Annotated in this window: 21 protein-coding genes; 4 read left to right on the forward strand and 17 right to left on the reverse strand. The window is 62.9% G+C overall.

Translation table 11 applies throughout. The annotated features are described in order from the left end of the window. Window positions 1-2: 2 nt before the first annotated feature. The 7 genes from HLH35_RS19790 to HLH35_RS17060 form a co-directional block, all read right to left on the reverse strand. Complete coding sequence (locus tag HLH35_RS19790) at window positions 3-524, reverse strand: DUF2285 domain-containing protein (protein ID WP_338029383.1); 522 nt, start codon at window positions 522-524, stop codon at window positions 3-5. Further along, window positions 475-774, reverse strand: coding sequence for a transcriptional regulator domain-containing protein (locus HLH35_RS19795; protein ID WP_246385186.1), 300 nt, complete (start codon window positions 772-774; stop codon window positions 475-477). Before HLH35_RS19795 ends, HLH35_RS19790 begins: the two co-directional genes overlap by 50 nt. Window positions 775-906: 132 nt before the next feature. Continuing rightward, entirely contained in the window at window positions 907-1,185 is a 279-nt protein-coding gene (locus tag HLH35_RS17040) for a DNA -binding domain-containing protein (RefSeq protein WP_019087061.1), read from the reverse strand. 11 nt (window positions 1,186-1,196) lie between these two features. Further along, window positions 1,197-1,481, reverse strand: a complete 285-nt coding sequence (locus tag HLH35_RS17045) for a helix-turn-helix domain-containing protein (RefSeq protein WP_182980293.1) — start codon at window positions 1,479-1,481, stop codon at window positions 1,197-1,199. Window positions 1,482-1,695: 214 nt separating this feature from the next. Beyond that, complete coding sequence (locus HLH35_RS17050) at window positions 1,696-2,022, reverse strand: DUF736 domain-containing protein (RefSeq protein WP_182943925.1); 327 nt, start codon at window positions 2,020-2,022, stop codon at window positions 1,696-1,698. Window positions 2,023-2,575: 553 nt separating this feature from the next. Further along, the gene (locus HLH35_RS17055; protein ID WP_246385187.1) at window positions 2,576-3,055 is read right to left on the reverse strand and encodes a hypothetical protein; all 480 of its coding nucleotides are present in this window, start codon (window positions 3,053-3,055) and stop codon (window positions 2,576-2,578) included. Window positions 3,056-3,223: 168 nt separating this feature from the next. Beyond that, window positions 3,224-3,382, reverse strand: coding sequence for a hypothetical protein (locus HLH35_RS17060; protein WP_182980295.1), 159 nt, complete (start codon window positions 3,380-3,382; stop codon window positions 3,224-3,226). 563 nt (window positions 3,383-3,945) lie between these two features. Here HLH35_RS17060 and HLH35_RS17065 point away from each other — a divergent pair. Next, window positions 3,946-4,749, forward strand: a complete 804-nt coding sequence (locus HLH35_RS17065) for a glutathione S-transferase family protein (protein WP_338029384.1) — start codon at window positions 3,946-3,948, stop codon at window positions 4,747-4,749. Window positions 4,750-5,307: 558 nt separating this feature from the next. Here HLH35_RS17065 and HLH35_RS17070 read toward each other — a convergent pair. From HLH35_RS17070 to HLH35_RS17080, 3 genes are read right to left on the reverse strand one after another with little or no spacing between them, the layout of a single operon-like run. Next, entirely contained in the window at window positions 5,308-5,736 is a 429-nt protein-coding gene (locus HLH35_RS17070; RefSeq protein ID WP_182980325.1) for a CopD family protein, read from the reverse strand. 10 nt (window positions 5,737-5,746) lie between these two features. Further along, window positions 5,747-6,082, reverse strand: coding sequence for a DUF3817 domain-containing protein (locus HLH35_RS17075; RefSeq protein WP_220789788.1), 336 nt, complete (start codon window positions 6,080-6,082; stop codon window positions 5,747-5,749). Next, a complete protein-coding gene (locus tag HLH35_RS17080) occupies window positions 6,079-6,786 on the reverse strand; it encodes a DJ-1/PfpI family protein (RefSeq protein WP_182980296.1) in 708 nt (235 codons plus the stop codon). Before HLH35_RS17080 ends, HLH35_RS17075 begins: the two co-directional genes overlap by 4 nt. 113 nt (window positions 6,787-6,899) lie before the next feature. On the opposite strand from HLH35_RS17080, the gene HLH35_RS17085 reads away from it, so the two are divergent. Next, window positions 6,900-7,844, forward strand: a complete 945-nt coding sequence (locus HLH35_RS17085; RefSeq protein ID WP_182980297.1) for a GlxA family transcriptional regulator — start codon at window positions 6,900-6,902, stop codon at window positions 7,842-7,844. A 136-nt stretch (window positions 7,845-7,980) separates the two neighbouring features. Here HLH35_RS17085 and HLH35_RS17090 read toward each other — a convergent pair whose 3' ends face one another. Continuing rightward, the gene (locus HLH35_RS17090) at window positions 7,981-8,376 is read right to left on the reverse strand and encodes a winged helix-turn-helix transcriptional regulator (RefSeq protein WP_182943930.1); all 396 of its coding nucleotides are present in this window, start codon (window positions 8,374-8,376) and stop codon (window positions 7,981-7,983) included. A gap of 115 nt (window positions 8,377-8,491) precedes the next feature. On the opposite strand from HLH35_RS17090, the gene HLH35_RS17095 reads away from it, so the two are divergent. Both HLH35_RS17095 and HLH35_RS17100 read left to right on the forward strand, forming a co-directional pair. Further along, on the forward strand, window positions 8,492-8,926 hold the full coding sequence (locus HLH35_RS17095) for a nuclear transport factor 2 family protein (RefSeq protein ID WP_182980298.1): 435 nt from the start codon (window positions 8,492-8,494) through the stop codon (window positions 8,924-8,926). A gap of 4 nt (window positions 8,927-8,930) precedes the next feature. Further along, window positions 8,931-9,539, forward strand: coding sequence for an FMN-dependent NADH-azoreductase (locus HLH35_RS17100; RefSeq protein WP_182980299.1), 609 nt, complete (start codon window positions 8,931-8,933; stop codon window positions 9,537-9,539). 342 nt (window positions 9,540-9,881) lie between these two features. On the opposite strand, the gene HLH35_RS17105 is transcribed toward HLH35_RS17100, so the two are convergent. From HLH35_RS17105 to HLH35_RS17130, 6 genes are all read right to left on the reverse strand, one after another. Beyond that, a complete protein-coding gene (locus HLH35_RS17105) occupies window positions 9,882-10,424 on the reverse strand; it encodes a cupin domain-containing protein (RefSeq protein WP_182980300.1) in 543 nt (180 codons plus the stop codon). A gap of 132 nt (window positions 10,425-10,556) precedes the next feature. Further along, the gene (locus HLH35_RS17110) at window positions 10,557-11,483 is read right to left on the reverse strand and encodes a DUF2493 domain-containing protein (protein WP_182980301.1); all 927 of its coding nucleotides are present in this window, start codon (window positions 11,481-11,483) and stop codon (window positions 10,557-10,559) included. A 322-nt stretch (window positions 11,484-11,805) separates the two neighbouring features. Next, the gene (locus HLH35_RS17115; RefSeq protein ID WP_182980302.1) at window positions 11,806-12,852 is read right to left on the reverse strand and encodes a DUF7146 domain-containing protein; all 1,047 of its coding nucleotides are present in this window, start codon (window positions 12,850-12,852) and stop codon (window positions 11,806-11,808) included. Continuing rightward, on the reverse strand, window positions 12,839-13,279 hold the full coding sequence (locus HLH35_RS17120) for a hypothetical protein (protein ID WP_182980303.1): 441 nt from the start codon (window positions 13,277-13,279) through the stop codon (window positions 12,839-12,841). Before HLH35_RS17120 ends, HLH35_RS17115 begins: the two co-directional genes overlap by 14 nt. An 83-nt stretch (window positions 13,280-13,362) precedes the next feature. Then, complete coding sequence (locus HLH35_RS17125) at window positions 13,363-14,547, reverse strand: DUF932 domain-containing protein (protein WP_182980304.1); 1,185 nt, start codon at window positions 14,545-14,547, stop codon at window positions 13,363-13,365. A 156-nt stretch (window positions 14,548-14,703) separates the two neighbouring features. Then, entirely contained in the window at window positions 14,704-15,657 is a 954-nt protein-coding gene (locus HLH35_RS17130; protein ID WP_182980305.1) for a LysR family transcriptional regulator, read from the reverse strand. Window positions 15,658-15,691: the final 34 nt, after the last annotated feature.

A 15,691-nucleotide genomic window follows, 5' to 3' on the forward strand; every position in this document is an offset into this window, starting at 1 on the left:
CGCTACACCCGTCCTCTATAAGGATGCAACAACAGGCGCCGATAGCCGCCCCTTACCATTCCCTGCCCGAGTTGCACCAACCGCTTGATGCGATCACGCGCGTCATGCGAGATCCAGGATCGATCTGACAGATCGATCCCACCGGGCAGGATGCAGGCCAAATCACGGTAAGAAGCCCCCTCTGCCCGACCGTCCAGAGCACGGAGCGCAAGGATCAGCCGTCTGGTCCGTTCGGACGACAGGGTAGCCGGATTGGGGCCAGGGCGCCTGCCTGTCATCGCACGCCAGAGCCGTAAAGCAGCCTGGACGCGCACTTCGAACAGCGCGTCGAACGGCAAGACGACAGACGGCATATCCATGCCGGCCGCCACAACATGCAGGCGGAGAAGAGCACCTGAACGCTGGATCAGCACGTCACCCGTCTGATCTGCTGACACTCCGATGAACACGGAGGCGAGCGGTGGGTGATCCGGGTCAGCCAGACCGGCCGGAAGATCCGCCAGCGCGATCACACCCGGCAGCACCGCAGCGGTCCATAAGGCAGAGCGCGGGTTCAAGGCAGTGCGCACACTTTCGAAATCGCAACCCCCAGCGCCGGGCGAACGCCTCGGCATCTGGCTGCATCAGGACGCCCCGGCGCGTGGCGCGCTGAAGGGCGGCACGCTCGCGCATAAAGTCGCGGTTACGGCTGACAAATTGCAAGGCAAAGGCAGGGGCGTCGAGCGACCGCAGGCCCTCGTACGCGCCCGCCGACCGCCAGGTGGCGCGGCTCATGGCGTCGTCTCCGATGCGTAACGGGTGGGAACAGGGCAAGCACTTGCTCGCGAGAGTATGCCAGACCGTCCCGTTGCCCGCTACGCCCCGGCCATGCAACAGGTCTTGCGGATCACGCAACGATTCAGGGTGTCAGTGGGGTGCGCCGCCGCGCAGCAGATGCTGGTAGCCATGCTCGGTCATCCAGTGCGCCCGCGCCAGATGGCTGTGCCAGCAGCGGTGGACGCCCTCGGGATCGGCCGCCGGGTCGCGGTGGAGCACGATCCGGGCGACCTCGCGCCAGTCCGCGCCGTCGGCCTCGGCGTCCAGCAGACGCAGATAGGTGATGAGGTGCTGTTCGTCATAGCCGGTGAGACAGGACGCCTCCGGGGCGCTGTCGGCGACGGACGGGTCGAGCGGGGGCTTCTGCATGGTGGGACCGATCAGGTCGGAGAATGAACGCGACGCACCCTAGCCTGCCGCGTTTGGATGTCGGAAGTCTCGTGAAGAAACATGACGCCGCGCCCTTGTCCGGACTCGATGAACAGGATGCCCGCCGCCTCCAGTGCGCGGCGGACCTGGTCGATCGTGCCCTCATGGACACCGAGACCACGCTCGGATTCAAGACGCTTCAGCGCGGTCAATGCTACAAGGGCTTCTTCGGCGAGCCGTTCCTGCGTCCAGTTCAGGAGTGCCCGCGCTGCCCGTACCTGTCGGCCAGTGATCATCCACGATCACATCCGACAAGAGACAGGCACACACCAGAAATACGACTATATTAGTCGCACAACGGTGGTTCAAGCCTATTTTTTCAAGGCACGCCGCGTTCCGAATCGGTCGGCTGGTCCTCGCCGAGATCGGTGCTGTCCCTTGCTGGGGCCCACCGACGTCCCTTGGGGGAGAGAAACCCCCGCCCGGAGAGCCGGGCGGGGCCGAGGCGGCTCACTCCCCGTTGCGCCGCCCGTTGGGCCGGGACCAGATCAGGCTGTAATCCTCGCCATCCTCGTCCCGGAACAGGTTGGCGTAGATCGGCGCGTTGAAGCTCGGATCGTCCAGCTTGACCGAGAGATAGTCGCGGCCCTCGTTGGAGGTCTTCTTCCACGCCGCCCCGATTTCGATCCGGCCGACGAAGACCCGGTGGCTGGGCGCGTTGTCGTTGCTCCGGTTGGCTTCGGCGACGAAGCGGACGTTCTTCGTCTGGAGGGACAGAGTGACGATCTCGCCCTGGATCTCGTTGCCGACCTTCTTGAAGGAACCGATGTTGGCCATGTGACTTCTCCTGCTGTTATCGGGCAGCGACCACCGCGGCCTCGATGGCGATCGTCCGCCCGGGGGCGAGCGACCGGGCACCCGCTTGCGGGCCGGAGCACCGCGCAGGACGGCGGCGGCAGGACTTTCTTGCCTCGCGAGGAATGGCGCCCTGGCGCCAGGGGAAGAAAGTCCTGACGACGGCGTTGCCCCAGGGCGATCGAGGCGAAGCCGACCTCGGGCAGATCAGGCCAAGAGAGGACGGGGTGGTCGTTGCCTGACAGCATCTCCGGGAGAAATGTGGCTGACCGGCGTGTTCCCCGGTCAGGTCGCGCGGAGAGACAGGCCAGGCTCCACGCGATTCCGGCAGGACGCTGCCCGATCGCATCTTTTGACGAAGACGACACCACGGCAATGTGCCGGTTGCTGCTGTCTGAGCGCCGGACGGATGGAACTGGGGCGGTGGCAGAAACTCTCCCAGCCGGGCCGCCACGTTCCCGGTCAGGATCAGGCTGGATGATCCGGGCCTTGATGCCCCGATCGTCTCCCTACCGGCCGGAACAGGGGGGCCGGCCTATGCTTGTCCGGTCGGATCGATCAGCGCGCGACCGGGGAGCGTGCCATCCTCGCCATGAGCCGGCGTCGCCGGCGGGAGTTCCGCGCCAATACGGACCCAGGCCGTGCCACCGACAAGGACCGCACCGATCACGGCGAAGAGGTGCCGCCAGAAAGAGGACGGGACGCAGAGCTGCGACACGTCGAGCATGGCGCAGTAGCCGGCGATGACGGCGGGAACGGTGTAGAGCAGGCCGAGTGCCATCCGGAACCAGACGATGGGCACCATCGCGAACGCCATCTGACCGGCAACCTGCGTTGCCGTGCCGGCGACGATGCCGATCACAATGGCGCCGAGGTAGCCCGCACCGGTGTGCAGGCTGCCGAAGAAGGCGTTGAGCCCGACATAGAAGGGCAGCGCGTAAACGGCGACCACGAAGATCAGCCAGCAGAAAAGACCGAGAACGGACAGGAGGATGAAGGGTGCGAAGACAACCATCTGCGATCTCCGTTGTACAGGATTGGATGATCGCGCTTTCCACCACCTCCCCAGCGCACGACTAATATAGACGCTTTGAGCGCAAAATTCCATCAGGAAGTTACGGCAGCGGACAGAGCGTAAATCCACAGGCGGGGCCGCACGCCCAAAGGTCAGAAAGCTCCCGCGTCATGCGGGAGCCTCCTCGTCGGCAGCCCGGTCGCGTTCTGCCTGCCGGGCAATCGCCGCCGCGAGTTCGGCCTTGATCGCCGCCCGCTCCCGGCGGGTGAGATGGAAGCTGGTGAGTTCGGCGCGCAGTTGCTGGATGGTGTCGTACAGCGTGGTCATTGTCCTGCTCCTTTCGTTTTGAAGACAGGACAGACGGGTCATGCGGGGACGGACCGGGTCGTGGATCGCCCTTGGGCGACCGGCTTGCCGGTGGGTGGGGAGCCGGTTTTGTCGAACGGGGCAAGGCACATGGCGCGCGGCAGCGCGCTCCTTGCGTTCGGCAAAATTGGGGGCACCGCCCGTCCACGACGCGGTTCAGCCACGCATGGTAGGATGGGAAGTCTGAAGAGACGGCCCCTCTTCTCCACGTGGGGCAGAAACCTGCCCAGGCCAGCCGCGTTGGGCGAGCGTTCATGGTCGGCGCAGATGAACGTGTCATCCGCTATGCCGCTCGGACAAAATGCGACTTTAATAGTCGCCAATCGTATAGCGATTGAAAGCGCCGTGTGATATCGTGAAGGCGGCGCTTTGCGGTGCATCTTGCACAGCCACAGACGATGTCCGGCAGCGCACGAGGAAAAGATGTCTTTTATAACGGCGTATAGAAAGGGCGCTTTCATGCCTGATGACAGCACGCTGCTCATGGTCCGACGTCAGCAGTGGGATAGTAGCGGACCACGTCCTTGACCGGGTCCACGCCACAGTCCGCTCACATGGCCGAATTCCGAGAGCGGGCCTTTCAGGCCTGGCTAAAGGACACCTTGCGACGCACGTTTGGCAACGTGACAAAAGAGCCGATTCCGGAAGCACTTTTGCGACTGATCGGTACGTCTTATTCTCCTCTGACAGAGGCTGAAACACGATCCAGAGCCACGGGGGAGCACATCATGGCGCAGTGTGTGCTGTATAATTGCGGGCCATCCGGAAACTGCTACAAAGTCCGCCTGTTCGCATCGCTTGCCGGCATTCCGCTGAAGATCCTGGAGGTGGACCTGGCCGGAGGCGAGCACAGGCAAGCCGCGTTCACGGCGTTGAATCCCTGGCAGCAGGTGCCGGTGCTGCAGGATGGCGCGATCGTCCTCTGGGATTCCCAGGCGATCCTGGTTTATCTGGCGGAAAGATACGCAGAACCGGAATGGTGTCCGCCCGACCCGCTGTCGCATGCCCAGATCACGCAATGGCTTTCGGTCAGCGCCAATGAGATCCAGCATGGTCCGGCCGATGCGCGGCTGGTGCGCAAATTCGGGTATCAATTGAATTACGATCAGGCTGCGCGGCTCTCGGCGCACGTCCTGGCGACGATCAATACGCACCTCACGGATCGCGACTGGCTGGCCTTGCGCGGGCCCAGCATCGCCGACTGTGCGGCCTATCCTTATATTGCGCTCGCCCCGGAAGGAGGGATCGACCTGGAACCATATGGTGCGATCCGCGCATGGATGGCGCGGATTGAAGTCCTGCCAGGCTATATTCCCGTGGGATCCTAATTTTATAAGGGTTTGTCTCCAGATAAAGGCGCTCGGGAATTTCACAATGCGATCACGCAGGGCCTTTTTGCGAAAGACCTTGCCCGCTTGACAATCATACGGAAGCCTTCACTCCGGCAATGAATTCGGGAGCGATGCGACCGGCGTCCAATGGACCGCACGTTCTTCCAGGACCGGCTGCTTTACCAAGGTAGCCTGGAAGCTGATTACCGTGCGACGACACCACGGCCTTCGGATAACGGGCGCGAAGTATACCGGGCTGTGGCAGAGCCGTGGACAACCATGGCATCCGTCCTGCTGTTCGCCGTCGTGTTCCGGTCATTTCTAGCCCGGCTACCGCTTGGGCTACTGCCGGGCGCTTAGGCGGCATGCCGAGCGGCCAACTAATGACGACGTTGCGGGCATATTTTCCAGTCCGTGCCACGCATCTCAGACAGGCGGCATAGCAGGGAGAGCCAAAAGTCTGGCTTCGGTGGAAAATATATAGAATTCGGACAACAGGCTCCCTGAATGGCCGCTTTGGCCATGATGTCGTCATCAGTCATGCTCCGTATGGAGTCAGAATGGCTTCAGGACCACCAAGATGACGATCGTGCTCGTAGCGAGCACGACAAGCCACGGAGCATATCCCAGGTTTGCGCCGCGTTTGCCTTGGCCAATTGCAGCCTTTCGGAGGCTGCCCGACAGCAGCCCGTGGAGCATGGAAAGAGCGAGAACGACCCCGAGCTTTATCAGGAGCCATCGCTGTGGAAACCAGTCGCCCATCGTGGCGAGGGCGAGCCCCACGGCCCAGACCAGGATCATGGCGGGCGCGGTAACGCTGCGATCCCAGCGCCGCATGGCCGCCACTATCGCGGTTCTTTCTTTCGTCACGGGACGATTGCCGCCCAGCGCCGTGGTCGCCAGCGTCAGAGCGGAGATCAGGAGCCCGCTTATCCATATGACCGCTGCGGAGACGTGAATCGCTTTCAGCCAGAGATAGGCCATCACCGACCTTTCAGACAGAAGACGCCAGGGCGCGCTGCCGACGCGCAAGCAGCCGCTCATTGGCAAATGCCCCGAATGGAATGAAGGCGACGGCAAGCATCCGGACCGCCTCCGCCCTGGTCCAACGTCCACTGGCCAGCGTCTGGACCAGCATCCAGACATAGAGGGTGAAGGCGAGACCATGAACCGGCCCCATGATCCGCACCGCGACGGGGAAATCGGCAAGGTGCTTCAGCGGCACCGCGATGCCGACAAGCAGCACCAGGGTCATGCCCTCCAGGAGCGAGGCCGCCCGCATCCGACCGAGCTGGCGACATTCCTCGCTCTCGTCAACAGGAAGCGTCATGCGCGCATCTCGGCAGCGCGCGCGGCTGCGATCGATACGGTCTCACGGATTGTCCCTTCGCCCATCGCCGCATATGTGGCTGAAACGAGGGCCGGTCCGGCGGCCTGCGGATTACCCGTCGCGAAGGGTGGTTCGGGGTCATATTCCATCATCAGTTGGGTCAGCTTCGCGACATCCTCGCCCCTGAGTTCGGCGAGCAGCTTCAGGCCAAAATCGATGCCCGCCGTGACGCCTCCACCTGTCCAGATGTTCTCGTCATTCACCACGCGTTCATGGATCGTCGCGGCGCCAACGGCTTCAAGCGCCTCGAAGAGTGTCCAGTGCGTCGTTGCCCGGCGGTTTGCGAGCAGACCCGCCGTTCCGAGGATCAGTGAACCCGAACACACCGAGCAGAGATAGCCGGCCGAAGGCGCTACGCGCACCAGGAAGGCACGCAACGCCTCGTCGCGCATGGCGTCATTGGTTCCGAAGCCACCAGGCACGAGCAGGACGTCGAGCCGCCCCTCAAAATGCGTGAATGTCGCTGTCGGGACGAGTGCCGCACCAGTGTCGGAGACGACGGGATCGAGAGTCCGCGCGAAGAACTGCGTCCGACCATGAAGCCCGAGCGCCGATTGCGGTCCGGCAAGATCCAGCAGGGTGAAGCCCGGATAGAGGATGATGCCGATTTCGAGCGGATCGGGTGCGGGGTTGGTATCGGCCATGAATGTCTCCTGCTTGCACCCGCGAGTTTAGCCCTGGCAGCCAGGACGTGTGAGTGGCAGAAAAGACAACCATAGATCATATTCAGCCAAACGTCGAAGACACTGGGGACAGGATGCACAAGGTCGCGATACTGGCGTTCGACGGGGTCGTGCCGTTCGATCTCAGCATCCCCTGTGAAGTCTTCGGCCGCGTCCGTGCGCCCGACGGCGCGCCAGCCTATGCGGTACGCGTCTGCGGGCGGCGCGGCGCCATACAGACCAGGAATTTCACGTTGAGGGCGCCCGGAACGCTGGCGGACATCCGATCCGCCGACACAGTCGTGGTCCCCGGTATCGACGACGTGGAAAGAGACATGTCGCCTGCGGTTCTCGCAAGCCTGCGCGCTGCCTGGAAAGCCGGGGTACGAATCGTGTCGATCTGCTCGGGCGCGTTCCTGCTCGGGGCCGCCGGGCTTCTCGACGGCAGACGCGCCACGACACACTGGATCGCTGCCGCCGAGCTTGCCCGGCGATATCCAACGGCATGCATAGAGCCTGATGCGTTATTCGTCGACGAAGGCAGGCTGGTGACATCCGCCGGTGCGTCCGCTGGGCTGGACATGTGCCTGCATCTCGTGCGGCTGGATCATGGCGAGGCCGTGGCCGCCGACGCCGCGCGTCTCGCCGTCGCACCCCTCATTCGCGATGGCGGACAGGCCCAGTTCATTCGTCAGGCGCCACCACGCACAACGGCGGGTCTTGCCGCGACATTGGACTGGATTCTCGCCAATCTCGATCGGTCCCTGGACGTGCGCATGCTGGCGGACCGTGCCGGCATGAGCGAACGCAGTTTCGCGCGGCATTTCCGTGATCAGACCGGTTCATCACCGGTTCAGTGGCTGCTGGCCGCGCGCGTCCGGGCGGCGCAGGAATTACTCGAGATCACGCCCGCACCAATCGAAGAGGTCGCCCGCCAAGTCGGTTTTGAATCGCCCATTACCTTCCGCAGCCGTTTCCGGCGGATCGTGGGCATCAGTCCCATCGCCTATCGGCGCCGTTTTCAGACCCAGACGGTATAGACGTCACCTTGATGTCCTCTGTGGTAGGCCAGATCGGCGGCTTGAATATTTTATGAACAGCAGCTTTCGGGAGCAAAAATTGGGATCTGAATGGCAAGAATGAGGTAAAAGATGACATGTACTACCCGCACCGGGCCTATCGTTCGTCGTATTGCGATTGCGCTTTCCGCACCTGTTCCCAGTTTTCCTTGGCCCAGTCGACCAGCCCCTGTGTCGGACGTAGCAGACCTTTTCCCAAGGGCGTCATCTCGTATTCGACGCGGGGCGGTACCTCGGGAAAAACCTCCCGGATCACCATTCCATCGCGTTCGAGCGTCCGCAGCGTCGAGGAGAGCATCCGTTGCGAGATGCCGGGAACCGCCCGCTCCAGCTCTGAAAACCGGGCGCGGCCGCCCAGAATGTCGAGCGACAACACAATGAATATTGTCCATTTGTCGCCGATTTTCGTCAACAATTCCCGAACCGCCATCGGATCTGAACTGCGGCAGACCGCCGCAGGGTCCAGTTGTTTTGTCTTATGAGGCTTTCCCATTACTTACCTCCACGTAAGTGACTAATATAAGAGTGCCCTCTTCTTCGTAACAGGCTTCCGATTTATATGTAGCTCTCACCCGGTAAGCAACATCGCGCGCCATGGAGAGATCCAGATGCCAAATCGAGAATACGCGGCCTACCAACCTGCCGCGCCCTATTTCGATCTCGTTCGCAAAGCGCTAGGCGATCTCGTCGAGGGCGAACATTTCTTCGATGTCCTCACCGACGATACCATTTACGAGGTGCTCTACGAAGTACCAGGCTGGCCGCGTATCATCACAGGGCGACGTGCCCTAATGGCGGCGTTCGAAGGATATGTCGGCGCCATTGCGTTGCATTCTGTCGACAATCTGGTGTGTCACCGGACGGACGGCGAAGTGATGGTCATCGAGTACGAAGTCCACGGCATGATTCTTGCCACTGGCGTGCGCTACGACAATCGATTCTGTTCGATCGTCAAAATCGAAAACCGCAAGATCGCGCACTGGCGGGATTACATGGACTCGCTCGCGGCCTGGAACGCCCTGACAGCAAAACAGGGAGCATGAAGCCATGAAACAGATTCTCATGATCGAGATCAGTCCGCGCGGGCAGGACTCGGCAAGCCGGGCAGTGGCTGAGGCACTCGGCACACGGCTTGGGGCACTTTATCCTTCGGCAAAACTTGTGCGTCGTGATCTTGCCCGCGAGCATCTGCCGCATCTGGACGGCGCTACGCTGCAAGCCATTTCGACACCAGACCCCGCCAAGGCGGGGCAGTCGGAAGAGGCCGCCCGTCTTTCCGATCACCTGACCGATGAGCTTCTGGCGTCCGACCTTCTCGTGATTGCGACGCCGATGTGGAACTTCGGTATTCCCTCGGCCCTGAAAGCGTGGATTGATCTGGTCGTTCGGCCAGGTCGAACATTCCAGTACGCCGAGAACGGCGTGCTCGGCCTGGCAAAAGGCACGAGGGCGATCCTGATCATCTCTTCTGGGGGCGTCTTTACAGACGGCCCGTGGCGTCCCTGGGACTATGTCGAACCCTACCTGCGTCAGGTCCTCGGGTTCATTGGCATCACGGATGTGCAAGCTGTTCGTGTCGAGGGTATGAACATCCCTGCTCTATCATCCGGCGCTGTGTCGAAGGCCAAGGAAACGCTCGAAGATCTCGCGCTTTAGCGAATGTCCAGTCGAATGGCGAGGCCTGTTTCTGGAAACACGGGTGTTTATTGACTACCGGGCCGCCAATCTCCGAGATGATCGGAGAATTTCTGGGGACATAAAGCCTGTACTATGATGTCGGCGTTGGGAATCGTGGAGGCTATCTAGTGTCGTCGGAGCTGAGGCAGAAGCTGCCGTGAGGCGGCCGGTTCCTTAGTCTAATTTTTTTTCACGCCAGGTCCGTTGCGTTGCTGCCTTGCCATCTCAAGCAACTTTGCAGCGACCCTGCCGGAGGCGTCCATGCGTTCCTGACGCGGCCCGAACCGGACTCCACCCGATGGCCAAACCCGCGCGCCCCAATCAGACGGGTGCGTCGCGGCCGCATGTCAGAAGCGGCGTGGGTTGTGGCTGCCCCTCGTAATAATCGGCTTCACGCAGGAAGCCGCGGCGATCGAGGCCATCGATAACGAGCGAGCCGCTGTCGGGATAGGTGCAGACGTCCGCGGGCGGCTCGGCGCCGATCGCCAGATAGACCAGGTCGCCCCTGCCGTCCGGGGTCGCGGGGTTGGCGATCTGGTGGGCGATGCCCGTGTCGGCTGGACAGGAAATGCAGTCTCCGGGGTGGATCCCATGCACCCGATCGCCGTAGCGGAATAGACCGTGCCCTTCGAGCACGACGAAGATCTCATCGGCCTGAAGATGCGTGTGCGCCGGGCACGCGCTGTAGCCTGGAGGTACCCGCACGGCGCCCATGCCGAGACGACCCATCCCGAAACGCCCCGGCCCCGCACTCCTCATCGCAGGTGTCAGCGCGCGCCGGAAATGCGTCCAGGCGGCGGGTACGTCTGCCGCGATTTCCGGCGCCGTGTGCATGTTGACGATCGTAGGCGCCTTCTCGGTCATGTCGTTCTCTCATATCCGCACCAGACAAGCGCGGGCTGCTTTTCCGGCATGCGTGCCGTGATCACCACTTTTGATGTCTGCTATCGGAAATGCAAGTCGCTGCACCCTATGTCGGGATGGAAGCGGGACCGGTCATCCGCCTCCAAACCGTAGGACCGGGATACCGAGGCGCTTCGCCTTGTCGGCCAGGTTCTCCTGGATGCCGGTTCCGGGAAAGACGATGACGCCGATCGGCAGGGTGTCGAGCATCGCATCGTTGCGGCGGAAGGGGGCTGCCTTGGCATGCCTGGTCCAGTCCGGCTTGAAGGCGATCTGCACGATCTCGCGGTGATCGGCCCAGCGTGAGGCGATGAATTCCGCCCCCTTGGGCGAGCCGCCGTGCAGCAGCACCATGTCGGGATGCTTGGCCCGGACTCTGTCGAGCCGATCCCAGATCAGGATATGGTCGTCGAAATCGAGACCGCCAGTGACGACCACCTTGGGACCGGGCGGCACCAACAATTCGCCCTCGGCCTTACGACGGGCGTTGAGGAAGTCGCGGCTGTCGATCATGGAGGCCGTCATGGTCCGGCGTGAGACCAGCGAGCCGGTCTTCGGCCGCCACGTGCTCAGGGTCAGGCGCTCGAACTGCTCCTGTGCCTCGTCGCGGAAGATCTCGTAGGCGTTGCGGCGTTCGATCAGGGTCAGCCCTTCGGCGATCAGCCGCTCCAGTTCCATCGAGCGGATCTCGCTGCCGTCCTGTTCCTGCTGGCTGCGCTTCTGCGCCTGCTCGTTGCGGTCAAGCTCACGTTCCACCTGGCCGACCATGCGATGGAAGATGTTCACGGCAGACCAGAGCAGCGCCTCAAGGTCGGGTTCCAGCCGTGTGTCGGTCAGCGTCGCGGCGATGGCGTCGAAGATGTCGGCCACAGCACCCCCGATACGCTGTGCTTCGGGCAGCGGCCTTGGATCCGGCTCAGCCTCGAAGGGACGGTAGCCATACATCTGGAGTTCAGCCAGCACGTGGGCGGTGGAGGAAGCGGCGTGCAGCGGTTCGAAATCGTCGGTCATACGGGTCATGATGCGAGCCTCCCAGGTCTCCGGCCGCGCCCTTCGCGGCCTTTCCGGGGGCGGACAGCGACAGACCAGGGACGGGCCGGAACCGCGCGCTCGCGCGCGGCCGCAGCACAGCGAAGGATGGCAGGGGGCCGGCTATTTTGCTTCGAGATGCAAAGCGCGCTCTGCGCGCGGCGGAAAATAGCCGGTCCCCGCCATTGAAGGCCCGGCTCGGCTGGCGCCCGCTCCCCACTTGAAAGGCCGGGGCGCGGCCCTGCCGGACGGGAGACACACCACAGCTCCGCCAGACGAAAACGGAAACCGCCCACTCCTCTTTCCGGCCCGCTCAGGTGCCGGCGGCCTCCAGAAACCGTGCCACGTCCGATGGCGCGAGTTGCGGATGCAGGATGGCCCGCAGCGCGCCGCGTCCGAGGGCACGGAGATCGTCGTTGAAATCGCCCAGCCGTGGCGACAGGCCGATCAGTTCGATCCCGGCGTCATTCGCGCGGGCGTGCAGCGTCGCCAACGCCTGATCCCCGGCCGGGTCGTCATCGCGCAGGACGTAGAGACGGCGCAGCAGTGGCGGAAAGATCAAGGCAGCGAGATGGGCCGAGGACAGGCAGGCGGCCAGCGGTAGATCGGGCAGAACCTGCCGCAGCGACAGGATCGTCTCGATACCTTCCCCGGCGGCAAGCACGTCGGATGCCACCCCAAAGCGCACGGCATGGCCGAGCAGGCCCCCCAGGGCACGACGCGGATGATCCACCGGCGCCTTGCCACGCCCTTCCGCCGCCAGCCAGGTGCGATGCACGCCGGTCAGAGTGCCGTCGAGGTCGGTGACGGCGGCGATCATGGCCGGCCAGGTCTCGGTCGGACTGTCCTCGTCCGGCCGGTAAAAGCAGTGCGGATGGAAGCGCAGGGCGCCGGCTCCGTGCAAAAGCGTAATGTCGCGTCTACGGAGATACGCTTCTACGGACGTGCCCGTGATCGGCCCGGACATGGCCCAGAGCCGTCGAGCCGCTTCGGAAGAACTGGCAGAGCCACGCTCACGGGCCGGACGGTCCTGTGACGACGGTACCGGATCGGGACGCGGCAGGCTGAGGAAGGCGCGCGCCTCGTCCGCCACGTCACGGAAATCCACCAGGCCGAGGCTTTCGCGGATCACGTCGAGCAGGTCGCCATGCTCACCCGACTGCGCGTCGGTCCATTTTCCCGCTCTGCCGTTGGCGGTGTCGTGCAGCCGGACGAACAGCGACCGGCCGGGCGCATTACGCACGTCACCGACCAGCCAGTAATTGCCGTGACGGCGACCGGCGGACAGATACCGCCGGCACACCGCCTCCGCGTTCTCCGCCAGACGACGGGCGAGATCGCCCGCATCATGCAAGGTCATCGCCCTGCCCTCCTGTGTCGGGATCGCCTCCGTCGAGGGCGATCGCCAGCCAGCGATCGGTGGTCATCCATGAAATCGTCTTGCGCCGGCCAAGGTCAAGCAGATGCGCGCCACCGCTGAAGGCGCCAATCCGGGGACGTGAGGCCGTATTGGCCCACTGGAACCCCCATCGGCCCCGCAACCGGAATGCCCGCGCACAGCGTAGCACGAATTCCACGACCTGATGCGGATCGCCGGTTGTCTCATCATGCATCCAGAGTTTCGTGCCGCCATATTCAGGCACGATCGACAGAATAAAACCGTCAGAGGGCGGGTCTTCCGCCGCCAGTTCGTCCATGAATTCATTGTAGAGGTCGAGCGCCTTGGCAGCGTTTTCCACCGTGCCCACATCGAGCACGCAGGAAAAATGCGTGAAGAAATCAGCCATCGGAAGAACTCCCGAAACGAAAAAGCCCGGCGCAGGGGCCGGGCTCGTAAAAACGTCTTTACGGAAAGACAGAAAAGCGGCTTTCAGGAAGCACGCTCCATCAGCCTGCGGGCCTTCTCTTCCAGATCCAGCCGCGTGTCCTGGTTGGCCTTTGTCCGCGCCAGTGCCGTGATCCCCTGCACGAAATCGAAGACGCTCTCGGGCTTGCGTCCTTCCTCGTGCAGGACCGTTTCGATGATCTTCGCGGTTTCCGGCTTCGAGAACCCGCGACGACGCAGGAAGCTCTCGCGGTCCTCGTCAGTTTTCGCCACCAGCACCTTGCGCGACGCCTGAATGCCGGAGACGAATGACGCCGGGCTGGCCGTGGCGAAATTCCGCAGCGCGGGCGTGGCCTGATGCACGAAACGCGAGGCTGCAAACTTGCTGTGCCGGATCGTGATCTGTTCGAAATTTTCCACGCCCCACAACATGCGATTCTGGCACACTCCGCGCAGATAGAAGGAGGCGATGCCGAGGCTCTTGCTACCGACCTCGCTGTTCCAGGCGTAGAAGCCCCGGAAATAGAGATCGGAATCGCCGTTGGGCAGGCGTCCAGCCTCGATCGGGTGTGTATCGTCGACCAAAAACAGGAATACATCGCGATCCGATGCGTAAAGCGTCGTGGTTTCCTTCGTGATATCGACATAGGGATTATGGGTCATGGTGGCCCAGTCGATTACACCGGGCACCTTCCAGTTGGTATCGCCCGTGCCGTCACCCGCGATCTTGCGCACCGCCCCGACCAGTTCGTGGTCCCAGATGCGGCCGTAATCGGGACCGGTCACGGCGCGCAGTTCCACCCGTCCGTCCTCGGTCTCCAACGTCTTGACCAACTCGGCGCGGTGTGACAGCAGCCCGTGTTGGAGATTGATCGCCGCCAGCGGTGCCGGCAGGTCGCGCAGATAGGAAGACGGAGCACCGACCAGGCTGCAAAGCTGTCCGAAGGACCAGTGCGTCGGCGCGACCAGTTCGGCCTGGCCCGGCACAGCCAGCGTCAGGCGTTCGGCATTGTCGCAGCTCGCCTCCACGCGAATGGCGCGGCACTCCACCGTGCGGGCCGTAGCCCGATCCGCCCGCGCCAGGGTGGCGGCGTGCAGGTCGGACAGCGACAGATACCGCTCATCATCGGGGCGCGAGAACCATTCGGACGACACGCGGGCGCTACGCTCCCCGCGCGAAGGATCGATGCGGAATCCGGCACGGCCGGAAGACAGAACGGAAGCGGACATGGAAACTCTCCTCTCTTGCCGGACATTCGGCATCAGAGGCGAAGCCGCCCTCTCCCTCTTTTCTGGCCGGAACGGCACGAAAAAAGCGGCTTCCGGTTAACACCTTCCTCCGATAGAGTTTGCAGTGCGATGGCACTCATCGTCACTCTCGAGTGTTTATTGGGTGCCGGGAATTTCCTTGGCGCGCACGATTTCCTGATCCCAGGGTGGTATCGGCATGAATGCCGATACCAGCGCGTCGACCACGACGCGCACCTTGGGCGACAAATCGCGCGAACGTGGCCAGAGAACGGAAATCGGGCTGTCCTCGGTAAGAGTGGCGACTGGAACCATTACAAGCCGACCCCGCCTAATGTCCTCTCCAGCAAGCCAGGTCGAAAGATAAGCCAGACCGAGCCCGTTCACCGCGGCGTCCCGCAAGGCTTCGCCATGACCGATTTGATGGCGGGGTCTGACGACGAGGGCTTTCTGCCCGCCGTGCTGGTCCGAAATCATCCATGGAAGCGGCCGGCCGTCCCGTGCAAAGGCGAGGCAATCGTGATGGCGAATATCTTCGATGCTGGAGGGACACCCCTTGCGTTCCAGATAGGCTGGTGCGGCGCAAATCACCGAACGCTGGGTGGCAATGCTTCTGCCGACCAGATTCACATGATCGCCGGGATCACCCAGCCTCACCACCAGGTCTATGCCTTCTTCGACCAGATCGACCCGGCGATCGGTGAAGGAAATATCGAGGTCGAGGTCAGGGTTGCGCACGGCTACTGTCGTCAGGACGGGCATTGCACACAACCGTCCGAACGAGACCGGCAAGTTGACGCGCAATGTTCCGGACACACTGTGCATACGCGAAGCCAGCAGCGATTCCGCTGCGTTCAGTTCGTCCAGAATCTTGAGGCAACTCTGATAGTAGGCTTGTCCCTCTGCCGTCAGGCTCAGACTTCGCGTGGTACGATTGAGGAGGCGGACACCCAGCCGTTCCTCCAGACGGGCTACGCTCTTGCCCGTGGCGGATTTGGAGACGCCCATGCGCGCGGCAGCAGCCGTGAAACTGCCCGTCTCGACCGAATGAACAAAGGCCGACATGCCTTGCAGTTGGGAATGAAGATTCATGGTCGATAGATTTCCGACATTTTGGAGGAAGTCT

Source organism: Gluconacetobacter asukensis (assembly GCF_014174375.1).
Taxonomy (GTDB): Bacteria; Pseudomonadota; Alphaproteobacteria; order Acetobacterales; family Acetobacteraceae; genus Gluconacetobacter; species Gluconacetobacter asukensis.